At 42.2% G+C, this 20,297-nt stretch carries 26 protein-coding genes; 4 read left to right on the forward strand and 22 right to left on the reverse strand.

The features are described from left to right. Positions 1–5: 5 nt before the first annotated feature. From ACOYVE_RS07335 to ACOYVE_RS07345, 3 genes are all read right to left on the reverse strand, one after another. Positions 6–1,058, reverse strand: coding sequence for a hypothetical protein (locus tag ACOYVE_RS07335; protein WP_014854938.1), 1,053 nt, complete (start codon positions 1,056–1,058; stop codon positions 6–8). A gap of 105 nt (positions 1,059–1,163) precedes the next feature. Next, positions 1,164–1,487 (reverse strand): DUF3467 domain-containing protein, encoded by a 324-nt coding sequence (locus ACOYVE_RS07340; RefSeq protein WP_014854939.1) that lies wholly within the window; start codon positions 1,485–1,487, stop codon positions 1,164–1,166. A 79-nt stretch (positions 1,488–1,566) separates the two neighbouring features. Then, positions 1,567–2,733 carry a tetratricopeptide repeat protein gene (locus ACOYVE_RS07345; protein WP_014854940.1) on the reverse strand — a complete coding sequence of 389 codons (1,167 nt, stop codon included), beginning with the start codon at positions 2,731–2,733 and terminating at the stop codon, positions 1,567–1,569. A 182-nt stretch (positions 2,734–2,915) separates the two neighbouring features. Between ACOYVE_RS07345 and ACOYVE_RS07350 the strand changes: the two genes are divergently transcribed. From ACOYVE_RS07350 to ACOYVE_RS07365, 4 genes are read left to right on the forward strand one after another with little or no spacing between them, the layout of a single operon-like run. Beyond that, positions 2,916–4,004 (forward strand): adenosine deaminase, encoded by a 1,089-nt coding sequence (locus tag ACOYVE_RS07350; protein ID WP_051015842.1) that lies wholly within the window; start codon positions 2,916–2,918, stop codon positions 4,002–4,004. Positions 4,005–4,006: 2 nt separating this feature from the next. Then, positions 4,007–4,345: a hypothetical protein gene (locus ACOYVE_RS07355; RefSeq protein WP_422881430.1), complete on the forward strand. Its 339-nt coding sequence runs from the start codon at positions 4,007–4,009 to the stop codon at positions 4,343–4,345. Further along, complete coding sequence (gene hutU, locus ACOYVE_RS07360) at positions 4,338–5,996, forward strand: urocanate hydratase (protein WP_014854943.1); 1,659 nt, start codon at positions 4,338–4,340, stop codon at positions 5,994–5,996. The genes ACOYVE_RS07355 and hutU overlap by 8 nt, the downstream gene beginning before the upstream one ends. Before the next feature lie 28 nt (positions 5,997–6,024). Further along, complete coding sequence (locus tag ACOYVE_RS07365) at positions 6,025–7,212, forward strand: NAD(P)-dependent oxidoreductase (RefSeq protein ID WP_014854944.1); 1,188 nt, start codon at positions 6,025–6,027, stop codon at positions 7,210–7,212. Between the two features lie 59 nt (positions 7,213–7,271). Here the strand turns inward: ACOYVE_RS07365 and ACOYVE_RS07370 are convergent, their stop codons facing one another. From ACOYVE_RS07370 to ACOYVE_RS07460, 19 genes are all read right to left on the reverse strand, one after another. Further along, positions 7,272–8,030: a hypothetical protein gene (locus ACOYVE_RS07370; RefSeq protein ID WP_014854945.1), complete on the reverse strand. Its 759-nt coding sequence runs from the start codon at positions 8,028–8,030 to the stop codon at positions 7,272–7,274. A 48-nt stretch (positions 8,031–8,078) separates the two neighbouring features. Further along, entirely contained in the window at positions 8,079–8,426 is a 348-nt protein-coding gene (gene rplS, locus ACOYVE_RS07375; protein WP_014854946.1) for a 50S ribosomal protein L19, read from the reverse strand. A gap of 2 nt (positions 8,427–8,428) precedes the next feature. After that, entirely contained in the window at positions 8,429–9,109 is a 681-nt protein-coding gene (gene trmD, locus ACOYVE_RS07380) for a tRNA (guanosine(37)-N1)-methyltransferase TrmD (RefSeq protein ID WP_422881462.1), read from the reverse strand. After that, positions 9,099–9,617 (reverse strand): ribosome maturation factor RimM, encoded by a 519-nt coding sequence (rimM, locus tag ACOYVE_RS07385; RefSeq protein ID WP_157867277.1) that lies wholly within the window; start codon positions 9,615–9,617, stop codon positions 9,099–9,101. Before rimM ends, trmD begins: the two co-directional genes overlap by 11 nt. 29 nt (positions 9,618–9,646) lie before the next feature. Beyond that, positions 9,647–9,880 carry a KH domain-containing protein gene (locus ACOYVE_RS07390; RefSeq protein ID WP_014854949.1) on the reverse strand — a complete coding sequence of 78 codons (234 nt, stop codon included), beginning with the start codon at positions 9,878–9,880 and terminating at the stop codon, positions 9,647–9,649. Between the two features lie 69 nt (positions 9,881–9,949). Next, entirely contained in the window at positions 9,950–10,393 is a 444-nt protein-coding gene (rpsP, locus tag ACOYVE_RS07395; protein ID WP_014854950.1) for a 30S ribosomal protein S16, read from the reverse strand. 22 nt (positions 10,394–10,415) lie between these two features. Then, a complete protein-coding gene (gene ffh, locus ACOYVE_RS07400; RefSeq protein WP_014854951.1) occupies positions 10,416–11,750 on the reverse strand; it encodes a signal recognition particle protein in 1,335 nt (444 codons plus the stop codon). A gap of 79 nt (positions 11,751–11,829) precedes the next feature. After that, positions 11,830–12,711, reverse strand: coding sequence for an ATP synthase F1 subunit gamma (gene atpG / locus ACOYVE_RS07405; RefSeq protein ID WP_014854952.1), 882 nt, complete (start codon positions 12,709–12,711; stop codon positions 11,830–11,832). A gap of 9 nt (positions 12,712–12,720) precedes the next feature. Then, the gene (gene atpA, locus ACOYVE_RS07410) at positions 12,721–14,268 is read right to left on the reverse strand and encodes a F0F1 ATP synthase subunit alpha (RefSeq protein ID WP_014854953.1); all 1,548 of its coding nucleotides are present in this window, start codon (positions 14,266–14,268) and stop codon (positions 12,721–12,723) included. Between the two features lie 9 nt (positions 14,269–14,277). Further along, the gene (gene atpH / locus ACOYVE_RS07415) at positions 14,278–14,850 is read right to left on the reverse strand and encodes an ATP synthase F1 subunit delta (protein WP_014854954.1); all 573 of its coding nucleotides are present in this window, start codon (positions 14,848–14,850) and stop codon (positions 14,278–14,280) included. Between the two features lies 1 nt (position 14,851). Continuing rightward, positions 14,852–15,397, reverse strand: a complete 546-nt coding sequence (gene atpF / locus ACOYVE_RS07420; protein WP_014854955.1) for a F0F1 ATP synthase subunit B — start codon at positions 15,395–15,397, stop codon at positions 14,852–14,854. A gap of 32 nt (positions 15,398–15,429) precedes the next feature. Beyond that, positions 15,430–15,648: an ATP synthase F0 subunit C gene (atpE, locus tag ACOYVE_RS07425; protein WP_014854956.1), complete on the reverse strand. Its 219-nt coding sequence runs from the start codon at positions 15,646–15,648 to the stop codon at positions 15,430–15,432. A 29-nt stretch (positions 15,649–15,677) separates the two neighbouring features. Beyond that, a complete protein-coding gene (gene atpB, locus ACOYVE_RS07430; protein WP_014854957.1) occupies positions 15,678–16,517 on the reverse strand; it encodes a F0F1 ATP synthase subunit A in 840 nt (279 codons plus the stop codon). A 6-nt stretch (positions 16,518–16,523) separates the two neighbouring features. Beyond that, the gene (locus ACOYVE_RS07435) at positions 16,524–16,907 is read right to left on the reverse strand and encodes a hypothetical protein (RefSeq protein WP_014854958.1); all 384 of its coding nucleotides are present in this window, start codon (positions 16,905–16,907) and stop codon (positions 16,524–16,526) included. After that, the gene (locus ACOYVE_RS07440) at positions 16,900–17,148 is read right to left on the reverse strand and encodes an AtpZ/AtpI family protein (RefSeq protein ID WP_041355698.1); all 249 of its coding nucleotides are present in this window, start codon (positions 17,146–17,148) and stop codon (positions 16,900–16,902) included. The genes ACOYVE_RS07435 and ACOYVE_RS07440 overlap by 8 nt, the downstream gene beginning before the upstream one ends. Next, entirely contained in the window at positions 17,132–17,500 is a 369-nt protein-coding gene (locus tag ACOYVE_RS07445) for a bactofilin family protein (RefSeq protein ID WP_014854960.1), read from the reverse strand. Before ACOYVE_RS07445 ends, ACOYVE_RS07440 begins: the two co-directional genes overlap by 17 nt. An 8-nt stretch (positions 17,501–17,508) precedes the next feature. After that, entirely contained in the window at positions 17,509–18,354 is an 846-nt protein-coding gene (locus tag ACOYVE_RS07450) for a M23 family metallopeptidase (RefSeq protein WP_014854961.1), read from the reverse strand. A 37-nt stretch (positions 18,355–18,391) separates the two neighbouring features. Continuing rightward, positions 18,392–19,432 (reverse strand): glycosyltransferase family 9 protein, encoded by a 1,041-nt coding sequence (locus ACOYVE_RS07455; protein ID WP_014854962.1) that lies wholly within the window; start codon positions 19,430–19,432, stop codon positions 18,392–18,394. Further along, entirely contained in the window at positions 19,420–20,295 is an 876-nt protein-coding gene (locus ACOYVE_RS07460; protein ID WP_014854963.1) for a lysophospholipid acyltransferase family protein, read from the reverse strand. Before ACOYVE_RS07460 ends, ACOYVE_RS07455 begins: the two co-directional genes overlap by 13 nt. Positions 20,296–20,297 lie beyond the last annotated feature (2 nt).

Here is a 20,297-nt window from a genome sequence, read left to right on the forward strand (position 1 = left end):
AGTAATCACCTGTTATTAAAATCTATTGATATAATTGATTGTCCGTTTTGATCGAGATAATCGAGTATAGCATTCAAATCGCTAAAACCGAGCTGATTACCTTCGGCGTCGAAAATTTTGATTTCATCCGGGCTTATCTCGCCGTTTAGCAATTTATTTACAAATTCGGAGCTTACTTTATTTTGCAGAAAATTTGCCAATCGCAGGACTTCCGGGTTTACGGGACGAACTGCCGCAGCTCCGCCGCCGGGAGAAGAAGACGTTCTGAAAACCCTCGGCTGACTTGCCAACCGTATTACTTCGCCCGCGCCTTCAATTTTAGCCGTAACCGATACCACAATATTAGTGTCCGGTAAAATTTCTCTTGTGGCGCTTTCCGTCAAATTGATTTGCGTAACGCCGGATTCTACTTCGAGATCGTCTACCAGAGGTTCGCCGGAATTGAGAGCGTCTTCCGGTGTGGCATTTTCATCCATAAAGTTTGCTCTTATTATATAGCCGCTTGCGCCGATTGACTGATCCCAGGTAACTATTATGCTGCCGATGTCGACTTCTTCATTTTCAAGGGGCGATGTAATTTCAGGCGGGGTCGGATTCAGAAAAGTAAAGACTCTTTCGTCTTCTGCTTGCTCGCCCGTATTAATTTCAGTTACTCTGAAAAATATGTGAAAAATACCTTTTGGTTTGCCAATTTTAATTAATTCCTCTTTTAGTTTGTCGTTCGTTATTTCTACTTCTGTCTTAATCTCGCTTTTTTCGATTTCATCATTATAAAAAGTTCTGGATAGAAACGGCTTCGTGATAAAATATGTCACCTGCTCAAATTCAGTATTAATCTCTCTTTTCCATTCAACAATTCCTTCCACGACAACTTCCGTATTTTCCGGAAAGATTGAAACTCTCATAATTCGAGGTTGATTGTTAATGTTACCTTCGGGAAAGAAAGCGGCCAGGTCAATAGTAGCGAGGTCCTGAAATACATCTAATTGTATGGAGATCCCCTGCTGTGCATTTATAGTTACCGCCAGCAGAAGAGCCAGGAGAATGGTCTTTTTCATTGCAGCTCCGATTTGTTTTACCAGCCCTAATTGAGGACAAAATAAAAGTAACTAATTATTTCGATTTCCTCAATCAAAATTTTTTAGAGCCGGTTCGGAGCGGATTTAATTTACTTTGTTTTCCTTGTCCGGATTAATAAAACCGTACTGGGGGGAAGTGTGCGCGTCGATTCTAATTTCACCGAAACGGGCTTCGAATTTTTCGATATTGTCTTTAAGCGCGCGCATTAACATTTTTGCATGCTGCGGCGTAGTAATTATTCTGGCAAGCACCTTTGCTTTCGGCACTCCGGGCACAACTCTAGTGAAATCGATTACAAATTCCGCGGGAGAATGAGTAATTATTGCCAGGTTGGAGTAAATGCCTTCGGCTTCTTTTTCGCCCAATTCGATGTTTATTTGCTGAGGTTTCTTTTCGTTTTGTTCCATTGCCGCTCCTGTTTGTAGGGGAGTTTATATTTAAGAGGAAAGAAATCCGGGGGAGACAGCCTCCCCCGGCATAGTAATTTTATTGTCTTAGCTGATCCGCTTTATTGAAAGCTTCAGCGGATTTTTCTTCGTTACCGAGATTGGCATAAACTTTACCCAATAATTCCCAAATAGTCGCTTCGTTCGGATTTTCTTCCAGGTATTTTTCAAGATAAGGGATAGCCGCCTGGAATTTTTCTTTAAATTTCGCTTCGTCCACTTCGCCTTTCTCTTCCATTTCTTCGCGTATTTGAGCTCCCCATCGAATATAGGTTACAGCCAGATTGTAAATCGCATTAGTATAATTCGGGTCGATTTCCACAGCCTTTTTGAAATGCTCTTCCGCGCCCTCGAAATCATTGGAATTTAATAAAAGGACAGCCAGGTTATATTGATAAAATTTATTTCCGGGATCTTTTTCAACGCCTTTTTTGAATGCGTCGAGAGCTACGTCGAGTTTGTTAGCCGAAATGTATGCGTTCGAAAGTCTCAACAATATTTCGTTGTCGTCGGGGAATAAATCCCTTCCCTTTTCTAGCACCGCAATTGCTTTGTCGAAATATTCGTAAGCTTTAACGCTGTCCTGCTCGTTTTTTGTTTCGTTATACGAATCGAATAACGTGTTGCCCTTTTCTGTATAAATTTGACCTAGCATTGCGAATGACTCCGCCGAAGATCCCATGGCGGTCAATTTTTCGAGAGGTTCGATTGCATCGTCGATTTTATTCATATTCAGGTAAGTGTATACCAGATTGATATAGCCCACCGAGGAATCGGGCTCGCAAAGTATCGAATTGTTGAACTGCTCGGCAGCCTGTTCGAAAAACATTTGCATTGTATCCTGAGCGGCCGCATTGCTGGCTTTATTGAACAGATTAACTCCTTTGTTGAAACTCGTTGCCCAATAATATTTCTTCGATTCTTCTATCTGACTTTTGAATTTGTCGCTGATTGATAAAGATTTATCGAATGCATTTAACATTTCGGGAATGTTGCCTTCTTCGCCGTAAATATATCCCAGAAGGTACCAGCCTTCGTCGCTGTTCGGATTCTTTGCAATCTCTTTCTGGAGGGCTTCTTTGGCTTTTTCGTATTGTTTTTGATTAATATAAAGCTTTGCGCCTGTCAATTCCGCCGAAGCACACTGAAATGCAGTAATACCCAAAGCCATTCCCAAAATACTAATAAAAATAAGCGCTTTTTTCATTGATACTCCTGATTTTTATCTTAAATAATACCTCGAAAAATAACCAATTTAGGATTCCTAAGTCAAGATTTTTTTCAATCCCTTAATTATTGAATTGCCTTTCCCACATACTTCATTTCTTTTGCACGGCAAATTGATTTTAGAGCGTTAAAAGGATATTTTTGAAACTAAAAGAGGATAAAATGAAAACCGAAGAAATTATAAGAAACGTACCCAAAGTAATGCTTCACGACCACCTGGACGGCGGATTGAGACCGCAGACGATTATCGATCTGGCGAAAGAAATAGGATATAAAAAATTACCCACAACCGATCCGTCGGAACTGGCTGAATGGTTCCACCGCGGCGCCAATAAAGGCAATCTTGTCGAATATCTTCAGGGTTTTGAGCACACATGCACCGTAATGCAAACAAAGGAAGCTCTTAAAAGAGTCGCTTATGAAATGCTCGAAGATATGAAAAAAGACGGCGTCTGCTACGTCGAAACTCGTTTTGCTCCGGTGTTTCACACGCAAAAAGGTCTTTATTATGAAGACGTTATCGATGCGGTTCTCGAAGGCTTGGAAGAAGGCAAAAGAGATTTTGGGGTCGGTTACGGTTTGATTTTATGCGGAATGAGAAATATGAAAAACACACTCGAGATTGCCGAATTGGCAGTCAATTACAGAAACCAGGGTGTAGTCGGATTCGACCTTGCTGGCGAAGAAGGCGGATATCCTCCCAAAAAGCATCTCGACGCTTTTCAATATATCAAACAGAAAAATTTCAATATCACCATTCACGCAGGAGAGGCGTTCGGCAAAGAATCGATTTGGCAGGCAATTCAAATTTGCGGAGCGCACAGAATCGGTCACGCTACCCGCCTCGTAGAAGATATTGTTTTTGACAAGGATGGAAACGTAGTGCGACTGGGCGAACTGGCGCAATATATACTCGACACACGACTACCGCTGGAAATCTGCCTCTTGAGCAATGTCCATACGGGCGCAGTCGACAAACTCGAAAACCATCCGTTCATCATATTATTCCGTGAAAAATTCAGAGTCTTTCTAAATACAGACGACCGCCTGATGAGCGATACTACTCTTACAAAAGAATACACTATCGCCAGCGAACTGTTCGGTCTTAACCTGGACGATATCGAAAAACTCAATATAAATGCGATGAAATCATCCTTTATTCCATACAAGGAACGATTATATTATATTTACAATGTAATTAAACCCGGTTTTCAAAAGATGAGAGAAAAACTACTATCATTAAAGGTATAATTATGGCAAAACCGCTATTCAAAAATTATTCTTACGAATTCGACAAAAACGAAAAAAAATTATTAATAACATTTTGTAAAACAATCATTAAGCAGATGTCGACCGACGACAGATTTTACAATGAAATCAAAACCTTCAATTCTCTGCTTCAAAAATTGGAAAGCGACGGCAATCCCGTAAAGCTTACGAAAGACGAAAAGACAAAACTCGTATTCCGACTGAAAGAAAATGAAAAACATCTTGAAAAGCAGATAAAAAACGCGGGTTTTATAAAAAAATGGATTTACAAACCTCTCTACAAACAATATAAAAACATTATAGAGACACATTTTAATGACTGAAAGAATAATCAAAGCGCCTACAGGCACAAAGCTGACCTGTAAAGGCTGGGTTCAGGAAGCGGCAATGCGCATGCTTATGAACAACCTGGATCCGGAAGTAGCTGAACGACCCGAAGACCTGATAGTCTACGGCGGCTCGGGCAAAGCTGCCCGCAACTGGGAGAGCTTTGACGCTATTGTTAAAACGCTGAAAGAATTAAACAACGACGAGACTTTATTAATTCAGTCGGGTAAACCGGCGGCGGTTTTCAGAACCCATGAAAATGCGCCGCGAGTTATCATCTCGAATTCGATGCTTGTTCCCGATTGGGCAACGTGGGACGAATTCAGGCGACTCGAAGGATTGGGACTAACGATGTACGGTCAAATGACAGCAGGCAGCTGGATTTATATCGGTACGCAGGGAATACTTCAGGGAACATACGAAACTTTTGCCGCTTGCGCCGACAAATATTTTAACGGTTCTTTATCGGGAAAATTTCTTTTGACTGCCGGACTCGGCGGTATGGGCGGAGCTCAGCCTCTCGCCGCTACTATGAACGGCGCCGCATTCCTGGGCATCGACGTCGATCCTTCAAGAATTCAAAAACGACTCGATACAGGGTATATCGATAAGATGACTTACGATCTGGATGAAGCGTTGAAACTTACGCTCGAAGCCAAGGAAAACAAACAAGCGCTCTCCGTCGGGTTGGTCGGCAACGCCGGCGATGTATTACCGGAAATTTTGAAAAGAGATATCATTCCAGATATTGTTACCGACCAGACCTCGGCGCACGATACGCTGAACGGCTATGTGCCGATGGGCATGAGTTTGCAAGAAGCATTGAACCTGAGGAAACAAGACCCGGAAAAATATATTTCGCTGGCAAAGAAAACAATAGTTGAACATGTCAGGGCGTTGCTTGAATTTCAAAGAAGAGGCGCGGTGGCTTTCGACTACGGCAACAATATACGCGGCGAAGCGAAAGAAAACGGCGTGGAAAACGCTTTTGACATACCGGGATTCGTACCCGAATACATACGACCCCTGTTTTGCGACGGCAAAGGTCCCTTCAGATGGGCAGCATTGAGCGGCGATCCCGAAGATATTTACGTTACCGACCAAGCCGTTATCGAAGCGTTTCCCGAAGACAAAAAGCTCGTTCGCTGGATTGAAATGGCGGGCAAAAAAGTTCACTTTCAAGGTCTACCGGCTCGCATCTGCTGGCTCGGTTACGGGGAAAGAGCCAAAATGGGAAAAATATTCAACAAGCTTGTCGCTGAAAGAAAAGTAAAGGCTCCGATTGTAATCGGCAGAGACCACCTGGACTGCGGTTCGGTGGCTTCTCCAAATCGCGAAACGGAAGGAATGAAAGACGGCAGCGACGCTATAGCGGATTGGCCAGTTTTGAACGCGCTGCTGAATGCCATAGGCGGCGCTAGCTGGGTTTCCGTTCACCACGGAGGAGGAGTCGGCATTGGCAAATCGATTCACGCAGGAATGGTAATAGTTGCAGACGGCACGCCCGAAGCTGAACATCGACTTGAACGGGTTTTAACTTACGACCCAGGCATGGGAATTGTTCGACATGCCGATGCGGGCTACGAAAGAGCAATTGAAAACGCTTTGAAATTTAATATTAACATTCCGATGATTAATAAACGGTAATCATTAACAAATACAGGATAAATCTAAAATGAAAGTATTAATTGCCGACAAATTTCCCGAGCAGTACATTAAAAAACTCGAGGAAGCCGGGATTGAAGTGATCTACAATCCGAATCTGGGAGAAAAAGACCTTCCGGAAGCCGCCAGGGAAGTCGATTGCCTTGTAGTGCGTTCAACAGTAGTCAGCGCAGAGACAATCGAAAAATCGCTGAATCTGAATTTAATCGTTCGGGCAGGCGCAGGAGTAAACAATATCAATATTCCCGCGGCAAACAAAAAAGGAATCTACGTGGCAAATTGCCCCGGCAAAAACGCCATAGCGGTAGCCGAACTTGCAATCGGATTAATGATTGCATGCGACAGACGCATCCCTAATAACGTTATCGATTTCAGAGAAGGGAAATGGAATAAAGCCGAATATTCGAAAGCTAAGGGATTGCACGGCAGGACGCTTGCAATCGTCGGTTACGGGCATATTGGCAAGGAAGTAGCCAAACGCGCTCAAGCCCTCGGTATGAACATCTACGCAAAAGATATTTCGAGAATCGAAGGCTACGGAGTTAAAGACTTTTCCGAATTCGATAAAGTTTTGCCGATTGCCGACGTAGTTTCGGTGCACCTTCCGTCAACTCCGGAAACAAAAGGACTCTTCAACGAAAAAATGTTTAATATGATGAAAGACGGCGCGATTTTTATTAATACATCCAGGGCAGACGTTGTAGACGAAGACGCCTTGATTAAAGCCGTCAAAGAAAAAAATCTCCGCGTAGGTCTGGACGTTTTCAAAGACGAACCCGAAGACAAAAAAGGAAGCGTTTCTTCAAAACTTCAAAAGCTCGAGAATGTTTATGTAACGCATCATATAGGAGCGTCGACTGAACAGGCTCAGAATGCGGTAGCCGAAGAAACAGTAAATATAATTCTCGGCTATATTAAAAGCGGCGTGATTGCACACTGGGTCAACAAAGCTAAAGCTCCCGATACGCACTATCAGCTCGTGGTTAAACATTACGACAAACCCGGCGTGCTGGCTTCGGTGCTCGACATTATAAAAGACGGGGACATTAACATCGAAGAGATCGAAAACATTATTTTCGACGGCGGTCTGGTAGCATGTTGTACGATGAAACTTAAAGCTCCTCTCAGCAACGAAATGCTCGAAAAAATCAGAGAAAATCCGAACGTGATTACTTATTCTCACGTTATGCTCGATTAATATAAAAAAGCTGCCCGCGCGGCAGCTTTTTTTTAAAAAAAATTTTTCAGAAGAGCGCTTTAAACATATTTCACGTCAAAAATATCGTCGATTATACCGTGATAGTAAACTAGCTTTATAAGTTCCTGAACAGCCTCGGTCTCGTTGGGAGTCAATTCGTAATAAATCGAATTAAAATTGTCCGTTAGGTAATTTTTCACTTCATCGTTTAATTCGAGCGCGTTGATAATATCCTCAAAATTGTCTTCAATCAACGTGTCGATTTTCTTAAAAGTATTATTAAACTCCTCGAGTTTCTCACTGTTCTTTGAAACCAGCAGATAGTTGACATAGGGCAAGTTAAGAAGGTCGGATATTTCATCCGCCAGGCTGAGTCCTATTTTGAATTTACCGTCGACGAAATTTTCGTTGCCCGCTATAAGATAATCTTTCTCGGGGTCGATTTCACGAGACGTATCCAGTATAATTTCCGGAGTTACAGAATAGCGTTCCTCGAAAAGCATATTCGAAATCAACGCTTCGTTTACGGATATGTCGCCTCGAAGATGAATTTTATCGACAGTTCTTTCGCCTTTAACAAAATAGAGATATGCCGAAGACAATATGCCGTCGAATGATATTCCGATTTTAGAAGACACAAAGAGTTCTTTATTGTTAACTAATTCGAGCGTGGGAACGAGTCCGATACTATCTTTGTCGTTCAGAATATTTTTTACCACCATCGGCGAAGGAGAAGAAATGACATTATAATTCTGTTTAACCGAGGGTTCGTTCGAAAAAATCTGAATAAAGATATTATTTGGCGCGTATAAGTTCATAGCATAGATAAAAAAAGCCGCTCATCAAGCGGCTTTTCTTTTTTAATATTATCTGACATTCTTGCTTTTAATTTTAGCGGCTTTACCCGACAAATTGCGCAGGTAATAAAGTTTAGCGCGTCTTACTCTGCCTTGTCGAATTACTTCGATTTTGGCAATTCTGGGCGAATTGAAGGCGAAGATTCTTTCGACGCCAACGCCGCTTGCAATTTTGCGCACCGTAAAAGTTTTAGCGGCGCCGGAGCCGCGTACGTTGATGACGTCTCCTTCGAAAGGCTGAATTCTTTCTTTGTCGCCTTCAATAACTCTTACGTGTACTTTAATACGGTCTCCGCTTCTGAATTCGGGTATGTCGGTTCGTAACTGTTCAGCTGTCAGTTCTTTTATCTTATCCATTGCTACTCCATATTATTTATTTTTTTCCATTTTTCCGTTAAAATTTTCGACTGCTCTTCTTTCCACGTCTTAATTTTTTTTTCGTTGCCGGAGCGTAATACTTCGGGCACTTCCATTCCTCTATAGACTGCCGGGCGCGTATAATAAGGAGCTTCGATAATGTCCCCGTCCATGAGCGAGTCGTTCAATGCCGATTCGCTGTCGTTTAAAACTCCCGGAATCAAACGCACAACCGAATCGATTATGACCAGCGCCGCAATTTCGCCGCCCGTCAAGACATAATTGCCGATTGAAATCTCATCAGTGGCAAATTTCTGTCTTACACGGTCGTCGATTCCTTTATAATGACCGGCAATAATCATAATGTTATTAGCCAGCGAAAATTTATTGGCAAGTTTCTGGTCGTAAAACCTGCCGCCGGGAGTAGGAAATATGATATGGTCATATTTTCGCTGGTCCAGTAATTTTTCAATACATTCAAAGAACGGTTCCGGTTTAAGAAGCATGCCGGGTCCGCCGCCAAAGGGCTTATCGTCTATCTGTTTATGCTTGTCGTAAGCATAATCGCGCAGATTATGGACGTAAATTTCAACTTTTTTCCGATCCTGGGCTCGCTTCAGAATACTCGTATTCAAAGGGCTCGTAAGAGAATCGGGCACCGCCGATATAACGTCAATCCTCATTGTCATAGAGCAAATCGCTGTCGTCTGTTAAATCGAGTCTTTTGTTAACAGCATCAAATTTTTTAATGTAATCTTTAAGAGCCGGAAGAAGAATTTCTTTTCCGGCGCTGTCTTTAATTACATAAACGTCGTTAGATTTAAGAACCCATACGTCTTCAATGACTCCTACAAAAAGACCCGCCCGGTAGACTTTACTACCAATCAAGTCATGGATGAAGAAAGTAAAATCGTCGAGTTCTACTTTGTTTTCTTCATCAACGTATAAACTCTTGCCAATAAACAAAGCCGCATCCTCAGCCGTATCGAAGCCTTTTAATTTCAGCAAGACACGGTCATCCTCAACCACACAGTCTTCGACGTCGAAACGTTTAACGTTGCCGAAAAATTCAGCATAAACGTAATCGAGGTCGAAAAATCTCTCAATAAAATCGGAATAGGAATCTACCGCAAAAAATCCTTGCTCGTCCGCAACGGATTTAACAACAGCAATCAAGATTAAATCATTCACCGAAGGATGTTGCATCCAGCAGCAAACGATTAATCCAAGATTTTCAATATAGCGCGTTTTCCTTCTTTGGCAGCGATAGCTGTCAGCAATGTACGCATTGCTTGAGCAGTTTTTCCCTGTTTTCCGATTACCTTACCGACATCTTCGGCGCCGACTTTAAGAGTAAGCTCGATAGTCTTTTCGTCGGGAGTGGATTCTTCCAACTGTACAGTATCGGGATTGTCCACAAGGTGCTTTGCGATAAATTCAATAAATTCCTTCATGAGAGTACCTATAATATTGGTAAATAACGGGTACCTAATTTAGAGCGCCTGTCCCCAATTTCATCGGATTCAGGCTTCTTCGGAAGCAGTACCCTGTGCTTCCTGCGAATCTTCAGATTTAACTTCTTCCGACTTAGTTTCTTCTTTTTTCGACTTAGCTGATTTCTTGCTCAATTTAGCTTCCAAACCGACTTGTTTCATTTTTTTCCATTCTTCGAGTTTCGCTTCGATTTCCTGTTCAGACAGTCCTTTTTTCTGGAGCTGTCTTTTCAAGAAAATTCCCTGAGCAGAAAGCAGATTGCGAACCGTTGTAGTCGGTTGCGCTCCGACATTCAGCCAGTAGAGAGCGCGTTCTTCTTTTATTTCAACTGCAGCCGGTTCAGTTTTGGGATTATAAGTTCCAATAGCTTCGATAAATTTACCGTCTCTCGGTGATCTCGAATCGGCAGCTACAACTTTGTAGATTGGCTGCCTTTTTTTTCCCATTCGTTTCAGTCTTAATTTAACCGCCAATTTATTTATTCCTCCTTTATGTTTAATTTAATCCAAATTTTTTCAAATTCAACATCCCCCTGCCGCCGCTTTGTTTATTGATCATCTTGATCATTTTCTGCATTTCGTTAAACTGCTTTATCAGCCGATTGACGTCCTGAATAGTGTTGCCGCTTCCGCGCGCTATTCTTTTGCGGCGACTGCCGTTGAGAATTTTCGGATTGCGGCGCTCTTCTTTAGTCATCGACTGAATTATCGATTCAACTTTTACCAATTGTTTATCGTCGATATCCGCATTTTTAATTGCCGAACCGACGCCGGGTATCATTGAAATTATCGATTTCAAAGAACCCATTTTTTTTAGCATCTTAATTTGTTTCAAAAAATCGTCGAAGTCAAATTTATTTGCCATTAATTTTTTCTGCAGCTCTTCGGCTTCCTTTTCGTCGACCTGCTGTTGAGCCTTTTCGACGAGCGATACAATATCCCCTTTACCGAGGATTCTGGAAGCCAGCCTGTCGGGATAAAAGACTTCGATCGAATCGAGCTTTTCGCCTGCGCTAACAAATTTCACCGGACGATCTACGACTGCCCGAATCGAAAGGACGCATCCTCCCCGCGAATCGCCGTCCAGTTTTGTAATTACAATACCGTCGAAATCGACTTTTTCATGAAAAGCCTTGGCTGAATTAACCGCATCCTGACCTGTCATTGAATCGACGACGAAGAGAGTTTCGGTCGGATTAACCTTTGCTTTAATAGCGGCTGCTTCCCGCATCATTTCTTCGTCAATATGCAATCTTCCGGCCGTGTCGATAATAACGGTATTTAATTTATTCTGCCTGGCATATTCAAGCGCATCTTCGGCAATTTTTACCGGATCCTTGCTGTCGTCAATTGAAAATACCGGAACATCGATCTGTTTGCCGAGAATTTTCAACTGATTAACAGCCGCAGGACGGTAAACGTCGGCAGCAACTAAAAGAACATCGCGTTTCTTACTTTTCAACAACCTGGCTAACTTGGCGCTAAAGGTCGTCTTACCGCATCCCTGAAGACCGATCAGCATAATTGTCGTAATACCGGAGGGATTTAATTTAATTTCCGCTCCGTTGCCGCCAAGCAGCCGGGTCAATTCATCGTATATAATCTTGGTTATAAGCTGACCGGGAGTAATCGAAGTAAGCACTTCTTTCCCAAGAGCCTTAACCTTGACATCTTCAATAAATTGCTTTGCAACCTTATAATTAACGTCGGCATCCAAAAGAACACGACGAATTTCCCGAAGAGTTTCGGAAATATTTTCTTCGGTCAACCGTCCCTGTCCGGTTACTTTCTTTAATACCCGTTCGAATTTTTCAGTCAGTTCTTCGAGCATGTTCAATCAACTCTCATTAAGATAATAAAAAGGTAATGAATATCAAACTAATTCGGTTCCGGCATCTATTCTAACGGGTTTATCCTTCTTTAAGCGCATTAGCTCCGGATACAATTTCAATAATCTCTCGTGTAATAGTAGCCTGACGTTCCTTATTATATGTAATCTGTAAGCTTCTTATCAATTCTTTGGCATTTTCGGTAGCCATATCCATGGCCGTCATTCTTGCGCCCAACTCCGCAGCGTACGATTCGAGCAGTACTTTCCACATTTGCGAATTGAGATGTTTGGGCAGCAATGAATTTATAATGCCCGATTTATCCGGTTCGTATATATATTCAGCCGCTTTAACTTCGTGATTTTCTTCGGCAAAAGGCGTTATGGGCAGTAATTGTTCCGCAACGGTTTTTTGCTGAATAATCGATCTGAATTCGTTGTAAACAACCACAACCCTGTCGATTTGCCCGTTGATAAATTTATGAGTCAATTCTTTAATCAAGCCGGAAGCAAATTCAAATTTCAAGCGTGAAAAAATTCCGGGGTGAGCTCCAGCCACGTTGTAATTCCGCTTTTTGAAATAATCGAGCCCTTTCTTACCCACGCAATAAAGCTCAAGTTTACCTTCGTCGTAGTATGTTTTGTAATCGTCGTGAATTAAGTCTTCGGCGGTTCGGATCACATTCATATTAAAACTTCCGCAAAGTCCTCTGTCGGATGTAACTACAACAAACGCCACATTTTCGACTTTGCGCTCGGTCAATAACGGGTGGCTGAAATTCTTTTCGATATTTAAGAGGTGCGACAACACTTCGGAAATTTTGCGCGAATACGGGCGCGCATTTATTATATTTTCCTGCGCACGACGCAGACGCGCCGCAGCGACCATTTTCATGGCTTTGGTTATCTGCTGCGTACTTTTTACGCCGACAATTCTTCTTTTTATGTCCCTAAGCGTTGCCATTCTTTAGAATCAGGATTTATTGAATTTTTGTAAAAATTCGTCGGCTGCTTTTTTCAGCAGTTCAACGGTGTCTTCTTTAAGTTCTTTTGTGGAACGGATGTTTTCATAAATCTGGGGATATTTCAATTCCACATATTCATGAAATTCTTTTTCGAATCTCTTTACGTCTTTCACTTCGATCGTTTCGAGATAATCATTGGTTCCGATAAAAACGCTGACGATCTGTTTTTCAACCGGCAGAGGCGCATACTGTCCCTGCTTAAGCAATTCGACCAGACGCGCTCCTTTAGCCAGCGTTCTTTGAGTCGCTTTGTCGAGGTCGGAGCCGAATTTTGCGAACGCTTCCAGTTCGCGGTACTGAGCCAAATCGAGCTTCAGCGAGCCTGCAACTTTTTTCATTGCTTTGATTTGAGCGTTGCCGCCAACGCGGGAAACCGATATACCGACGTTGATGGCAGGACGCACGCCCGCATTGAACAAATTCGGTTCGAGATAAATCTGACCGTCTGTAATCGATATTACGTTAGTCGGGATATATGCCGAAACGTCTCCCTGCTGGGTTTCGATAACGGGCAAGGCAGTAAGACTTCCTCCGCCGAGGTCTTCGCTCAATTTTGAAGCGCGCTCCAATAAACGAGAGTGAAGATAGAAGACGTCGCCGGGATAAGCCTCGCGTCCCGGAGGTCTTCTCAGAAGAAGCGACAATTCCCTGTAAGCCGCAGCTTGTTTCGACAAGTCGTCGTAAATTACCAGAGCATGACGTCCCGTATCTCTGAAATATTCGCCCAGAGCCGTTCCCGCATATGGAGCAATATATTGTAAAGGAGCTGGCGTAGAAGCCGGAGCCGAAACTACAGTAGTATATTCCATTGCGCCGTTTTCTTCGAGTTTTGCCACTACCTGAGCTACCGTGGAATTTTTCTGCCCGATAGCAACGTAAATACAATAAACCGGTTTAACGCCGTACTTTTTTGCTTCTTCGGTATGAGTATATTTTTGATTAATAATCGTGTCAATTGCAATGGCAGTTTTACCAGTCTGACGATCGCCGATAATCAATTCTCTTTGTCCGCGTCCGATCGGGATCATCGAATCGATAGCTGTGATACCGGTTTGAAGCGGTTCTTTGACGGGCTGGCGCTGAATAACGCCGAGAGCTTTTCTTTCGATCGGCGCGTATTTTTCGAACTGAATGGCGCCTTTGCCGTCGAGCGGCTGACCCAGAGGGTCGACTACTCTACCCAGAAGTTTATCGCCAACGGGAAAAGATGCGACGCGTTTTGTTCTTTTAACCGTATCGCCTTCTTTAATTAAACTCGACTCGCCAAAGAGAACGCAGCCTACGCTGTCTTCTTCCAAGTTGAGCACCATTCCGATAACGTCGTTGGGAAATTCAACCAATTCGCTCGCCATAACTTTCGACAAACCATAAATACGAGCAATACCGTCGCCTACCTGCAACACCGTTCCGACGTCGTAAACTTCAACTTCGTTATCGTAGCCGGCAAGTTGTTTTCGTAAAATTGCCGATACTTCGTCAGGTCTGATTTCTACCATTTTTCTTTCCTAATTGTTCGATAAACTAATATCTTCCGATAATTTTTTTCTGAGGCGTTCCAATTGACTCTTTACGGACGCATCTATAATAGTATCTCCGTACTGAGCCTGGAATCCGCCCAATATTTTTTCGTCAATACTGTAAGAAGGAATTACATTTTTACGAGTAACCTTTTCGAGATTATCTTTCAATTCCTTTTTCAGATCCTCGGGGATTTCAACTGCGGTGGTTACCCTGGTTCTCAGAATTCCTTTTTTCTCGTCGTATAAAGAAAGGAATTCGCGCATAATTTCTTTGAGAATGTCCTGTCTGTTTTTTTCAAGGACGAAATCGATAAAATCAATAATGAGCTTAGGCGTTTTATTTTCGAAAATCGAATGTAAAATCGCCTTTTTATCGGACTGTTTGACAACGGGATTTTTCAGAATCGTTCTGAGCTCTTTGGACGCTTCGAGCGTATTATAGACCAAATTGACATACGAAGCCGTTTCGTCGAGCAAAGCCTCGTTGTCTTTTGCTTTTTCTAGCAACAGTCCGAAAAGCGAATTAGCATAGCGATATGCGACTCTGTAAACGCTCATATCAATTCTTCGACAGGTCTTCCAGATACTTGGCAATTATTTTAACTTGTTTTTCTTTATCGAGATTCTCTCTCAAAATCTTTTCGGCGGCTGAAACGGCAATATCTGCCACCTGGTCTTTCAGTTTCGAAAAAGCCTCTGCATTTTTACGTTCTATTTCCTGAGTAGCCTCTTCGATCATTCTTTTAGCCTGTTGTTTGCTGTCTTCGAGAATTTGGTCTCTCAATTTGTCGGCATATTGACGACCCTGCTCAATAATTTTTTGAGCTTCGGCTTCGGCTTTCTTGAGATTCTCTTTATTTTGCTCGAAGAGTTTTTCAGCCTCGATTCTGGCTTTTTCCGCTTTTTCGAGAGATTCCCGTATAAAATTTTCCCTTTCATTTAAGGAATTGAGAATCGGCTTCCAAGCGAGCTTCTTTAAAATAATCAGCAAAAGAGCTACGGTAACGAGCGTCCAGATGATTAGTCCGGGATTAACATCGAGAGGACTGCCCGGAGCTTCGCCGGCGCTGAAGAGAAGCAAACCTAATGTCTTTCCAAGTATCATTATTAAAATTCCTTAAATAAAAGAGCAAAAAATTATTTAAGCGCCAGAAGAATACAAATAACCAAAGCAAAGAGCGAAATACCTTCGATTAATGCCGCGGCAATAATCATAGAAGTTCTGATGTCGCCTGCCGCTTCGGGTTGACGACCGCTGGCTTCCATTGCAGAGCTGGCTAATTTACCGATGCCGAAAGCACCGCCGATAACTGTTAAAGCTGCTCCGAAACCGGCTGCTAAGTATGCGAAATCCATTTAATTCCTCCTTTAATATCTGTTATTAATTAATGTTCCTGATGATATGCCATCCCGATGAACAGGGATGAAAGCATGGTAAAGATATACGCCTGTATTAAAGCGACCAGAATTTCCAGCAAATAAATAAATAGCGCAAACGCTACGGATACAGGCACAACAATATATGTTTTAAGTATAAAGATTAATCCCAATAACGCCAGAATTACGATATGTCCCGCAGTCATGTTGGCAAAAAGACGAATAGCCAATGCAAAAGGCTTAGTAAACAATCCCAAAATTTCCACTACGAACATAATCGGTATCAGCCAGAACGGAATGCCGTGCGGAATAAGACCTTTGAAATAGCCGAAAACCCCGTTTTTTATCATGCCGCCGACTTGAATGACAATAAACGACATAGTCGCCAAGGTAGCCGTTACGGCTATATTGCTAGTTGCGGTAGCGGCATAGGGTACAAGTCCCAGGAAATTACACGTGAGAATAAAGAAAAAGACCGTCAAAAGATATGGGAGAAATTTCTCGTAGCCGCTGCCGATTGTAGGACGCGCAATTTCATCCCGGACAAAGACAACCAGCACTTCCATTAAATTGGAAATTCCGTGCGGCACTTTCGATTTGCGATAAGCTTTCGAAACTTTCCAGAAGATTAAAATCAATAACAAGGCGGCAAGCCACATAAATACAACATGCTTGGTAATCGACAGATCGATTCCGAAGAGATGAATTTCCGGCAGATGAATAACGCCAAAGGGTTCGAAATCGAGTTCCCTCGAATCGAGGATATGATGCATTATCCAGCCGGAATCATTTCCTCCCGATTCCGCCGCTTTTAATGTGTCCGTTACTGCCGAGGTATTATACCACATATCGAATTATTTACCTTTTATTGCGTCCGCTTTTGCCTTTACGGCTTTAATCTCCACTATCAAAAACAAAATATACCATATAAAGAATGCAAATATAAACCCATATTTATCAATTTTCAAGAATTTTAAAGAAAGAAAAATCAGGAGCAGAACCAAAACCATCCGGAGTCCCATTCCTCCGAGGTTATATAGAAGAAAATTTTTGTTACTTTTGCCGTCAGATTTTCTATATAAAATTGAAAAAATGATAAAATTTACCAAAACAATGCCGCTTGGCGTCATAACTGAGATAAAAAGACCCGTATTGATGATTCCCGCAAGAAATACTGCAAAGACAGCCAAGTTCAAAGCCAGATAGAGAATCAATATATTTTTTATCGATTTAATCATTATTTTTTTTCTTGTTCAGAGTCATAACCGCATTAATAAAATTATAAATTCCGGCAAATCCTCCGAAAAACGAAAAAACAATCGTCAACCAGGGATGTAATTCGAATTTTTCGTCGAGCCACCTGCCTAAAAAGAACATTAAAATTATTGTTGCAGCCAGCTGCGTACCCAAACCAAGATACGGACCTATATTTTTGTAGGTCTCTGTAAGTTTGGACGATGTATTATTGTTTTTTTTCATCCGGTTGTTTTGAGGCATTCATACTGCTGTTGCCGTCGAAGACAGCGCCTTCTTCCACAATTAATACTCTCGAAACAATATCTCCTTTTATTACCGCTTTCGATTCGAGGCGCAATTTTTCGGCGGCAATGATTTTGCCTTCTACTTTTCCATTTGTAATTACATTACGGGCTTTAATTTCCCCTATTACCTGAGCCTGTTCGCCCATTGTCAAATTTCCGTTAACCGAAAGATTTCCCTTAACAATACCGTCAATCCTAACGTTTCCTTCGCTGTTAATATTGCCTTCTATCCTTACTCCGTTGCTGATAATGCTTACTTCTTCTTCGTGAATTTCTTTTTTCAATGCCATACAAACTCCTATTTTACTTGAATATATTTTTCCGGGTCGACCGGCTTGCCTTTGAACCACAATTCAAAATGTAGATGAGGACCGGTGGTTTGCGTACCCGAATTACCGCTGAGAGCAATTAATTCGCCTGCGACCACATATTGTTGAGGTTTCTTCAAAAGAGCGGCGCAGTGCTTGTACATTGAGATATAATCGTTATCGTGTTGAATAATCATAGTGTATCCGTATTCTATCGTATAGTCGGCAAAGACGACCAGTCCGCCCGCGGCGGCATAAACCGGACTTCCTTCTTTTAAGCCCAAATCGAGCCCCATATGCCCTTCGGCAGGATTAAATTTATTCGTGATAACGCCTCTGGCGGGAGCGAAAAAAACGATCGTTTTCCCGGTATCATTCTTCTGTTCGAAAAATTTGTAATATAACAATGAAATCGCTTTCAGAATATTACCGCCCGGTTCAATTTTCTTTTTTATGTTTTTTCGAAGCGAATCGTAGATAGCCCGGGTTGTATCGGAAGAATCGGCGTTCGCCAGCATCATGGCATACTTTAATTTTTCGTTGGTGGAAGCAATCTTCTCCAGTTGAGATGTAAGAAAATTCACTTTACCCTGAAGTTCGTTTATCTTTTCGCGCTGGAGTTTCAGTTCCTGATTATCCAGTACAAACATAAAATTTTTGAGCGGAGTTATCGAAAGTATGAAAATCAGAAAGAACCAGGCTACGACGGTATAAATAAAAACATACGCGCTTGCGCGGAGTAAACTGAGCTTGTAAGTCTTAGTGCCCGAATCGGGGATGTTCGGTGTAAGCAGGAAGAAAACTTTTTTCAATTTTTTTAAGCTAAGCCAGTTCATCAATAGTTCCGTATATACACGCTCTTAAAATAACAATTTAGTTCGATTTTTGCTTTTGAATCAGCAGGCGTTCCATTTCGTGAATAATAATGTCCGGATCGAGAAGATGCCCGCAATCGAACGTTTTAATGGGGCAGGATTTATGTCCGTGAATGCCGCACGGTTTGCATTCGAGCCCGTCGTAAGAAACAACAGAGCTGAAACGCGAGTAAGGATAGAAACCGAAATCGGGTATTGTAGAACAATAAACGTCAACAACGGGCGTATCGGTAGCCATTGCCATATGCACCGGCGCGCTGTCGTTTGAAATCAGAGCGTCGCAGTTCATCAACAGAGCCACGCTTTCAACAACCGTTAATTTCCCCGCCAAAGAAATTAAATCCGTTTCGACGTACCCCTCGCTCAAACTGTCACACAGCGAAACGTCTTCCGATCCTCCTATTAAAATGACAAAATAATTCTCTTCAATTAGCTTTTTTATTACTTCGTCGAATCTGGGATATCTTTTTGTATACCATACAGAACCGGGCGCCAAACAAATCACTTTCTTTTCCGAAGAAGGGAGAAACGATTTTATTTTTACCAATACTTTTTCTTCAATTACAAATTCCGGAAATATTTTCCAGGAATCGTCATTCTCGGCGAAACCTATCAGTCTTAAGTTTCTTTGAACTTCGTGAACGGCGTTGTTGTATTCCGCTTGATAATTATATACGAAACTCATCACTGCTTTATCGAAGCCCGCCCTGAACTGACTTCCGGACATCAGGGCAATTAGCGATGACCGAAAAGAACGGTGAGGCGAATAAAGTCGCGTATATTCCCTGTTTCGTATTTCTTTAACTACTCGGAACAAAGCCTTCAACGACTTATCCCTTCTTTTGTCATACAAAATAAGGTCGTTCACATAAGGCGAGTATTCAAAAATTTGTTTCGATTGAGGAATCGTAAGTACGTCAATAACGCCGTCGGGGAAAGAATCTTTTAATTTCCGAATCAAGGGAAGCGTCAGAATTGCGTCGCCCAGAAAAGCGGTCTGTATAACCAGTATTTTCTCGCCCCCGTTCAATATTTCCATATTTTATGCATCCAGAAATACTGGGAAGGATATTTTTTTACGTAGCTTTCGAGAAAGGAGATATATTTTTGCGTTATGGCAATTAACTTTTCGTCGTAACTGCCCGGCAGCGCATCGTATTCCATTCTATTGGCGTAGATTTTATATTTGAAATCCGGCTGGCGGACAGCCACCAGCAACAGGATATCGCAACCCGTTTTGAGCGCGAAAGCCGCAGCTCCCGTATTCAATGCCGTTTGTACATCGAAGAAGCGGAATCGAGGGGCGTCCGCCGGTCCTCTCTGGTCGCCGGCAATACCAACCACCTCGCCGTTTTTCAATGCGCTGAATATTTGCTTAACCGAAAGTCCGACGGGAATAACTCTTGCGCTGCCGCGATTTCGAGTGCGCTCGAGCCACTCCGTTATATAAACATTCCGCTGCGGCTTAACCAATACGTTATATACCGCATGTACATTCACCGCCAGAGCCGACATAATAATTTCCCAATTGCCGAAGTGCCCCGTTAGCAGAATCGTTCCTTTATCATTTTTTATCACGCTTTCGACGCGCTCTCTATTATCAAAAACAATTTCGTTTCTTATGTCAGAATCTTGCAGCGACGGTAAAATCATCAGTTCGGCAAAAGTTATCGACATGTGTATATAGTTTTGCCGGGCAATATTATGAATTTCTTTTTCGGATTTATCCGGGAAAGCTTTTCGCAGGTTGCTCAAAACAGTAGATTTTCTGATAGGTATCAGATAATAAAACAGATAGCCGATCAAGCGCGCTAATTTTCTGGTACGATTAAGACCAATTTTATTAAAAAGCGTTACCAGACTTCTGAAGAGGAAATATTCGATTTTATTTTTGTCGGGCATTA

The sequence above is a fragment of the Melioribacter sp. genome (assembly GCF_049325435.1).
In the GTDB taxonomy this organism is placed as follows: domain Bacteria; phylum Bacteroidota; class Ignavibacteria; order Ignavibacteriales; family Melioribacteraceae; genus Melioribacter; species Melioribacter roseus.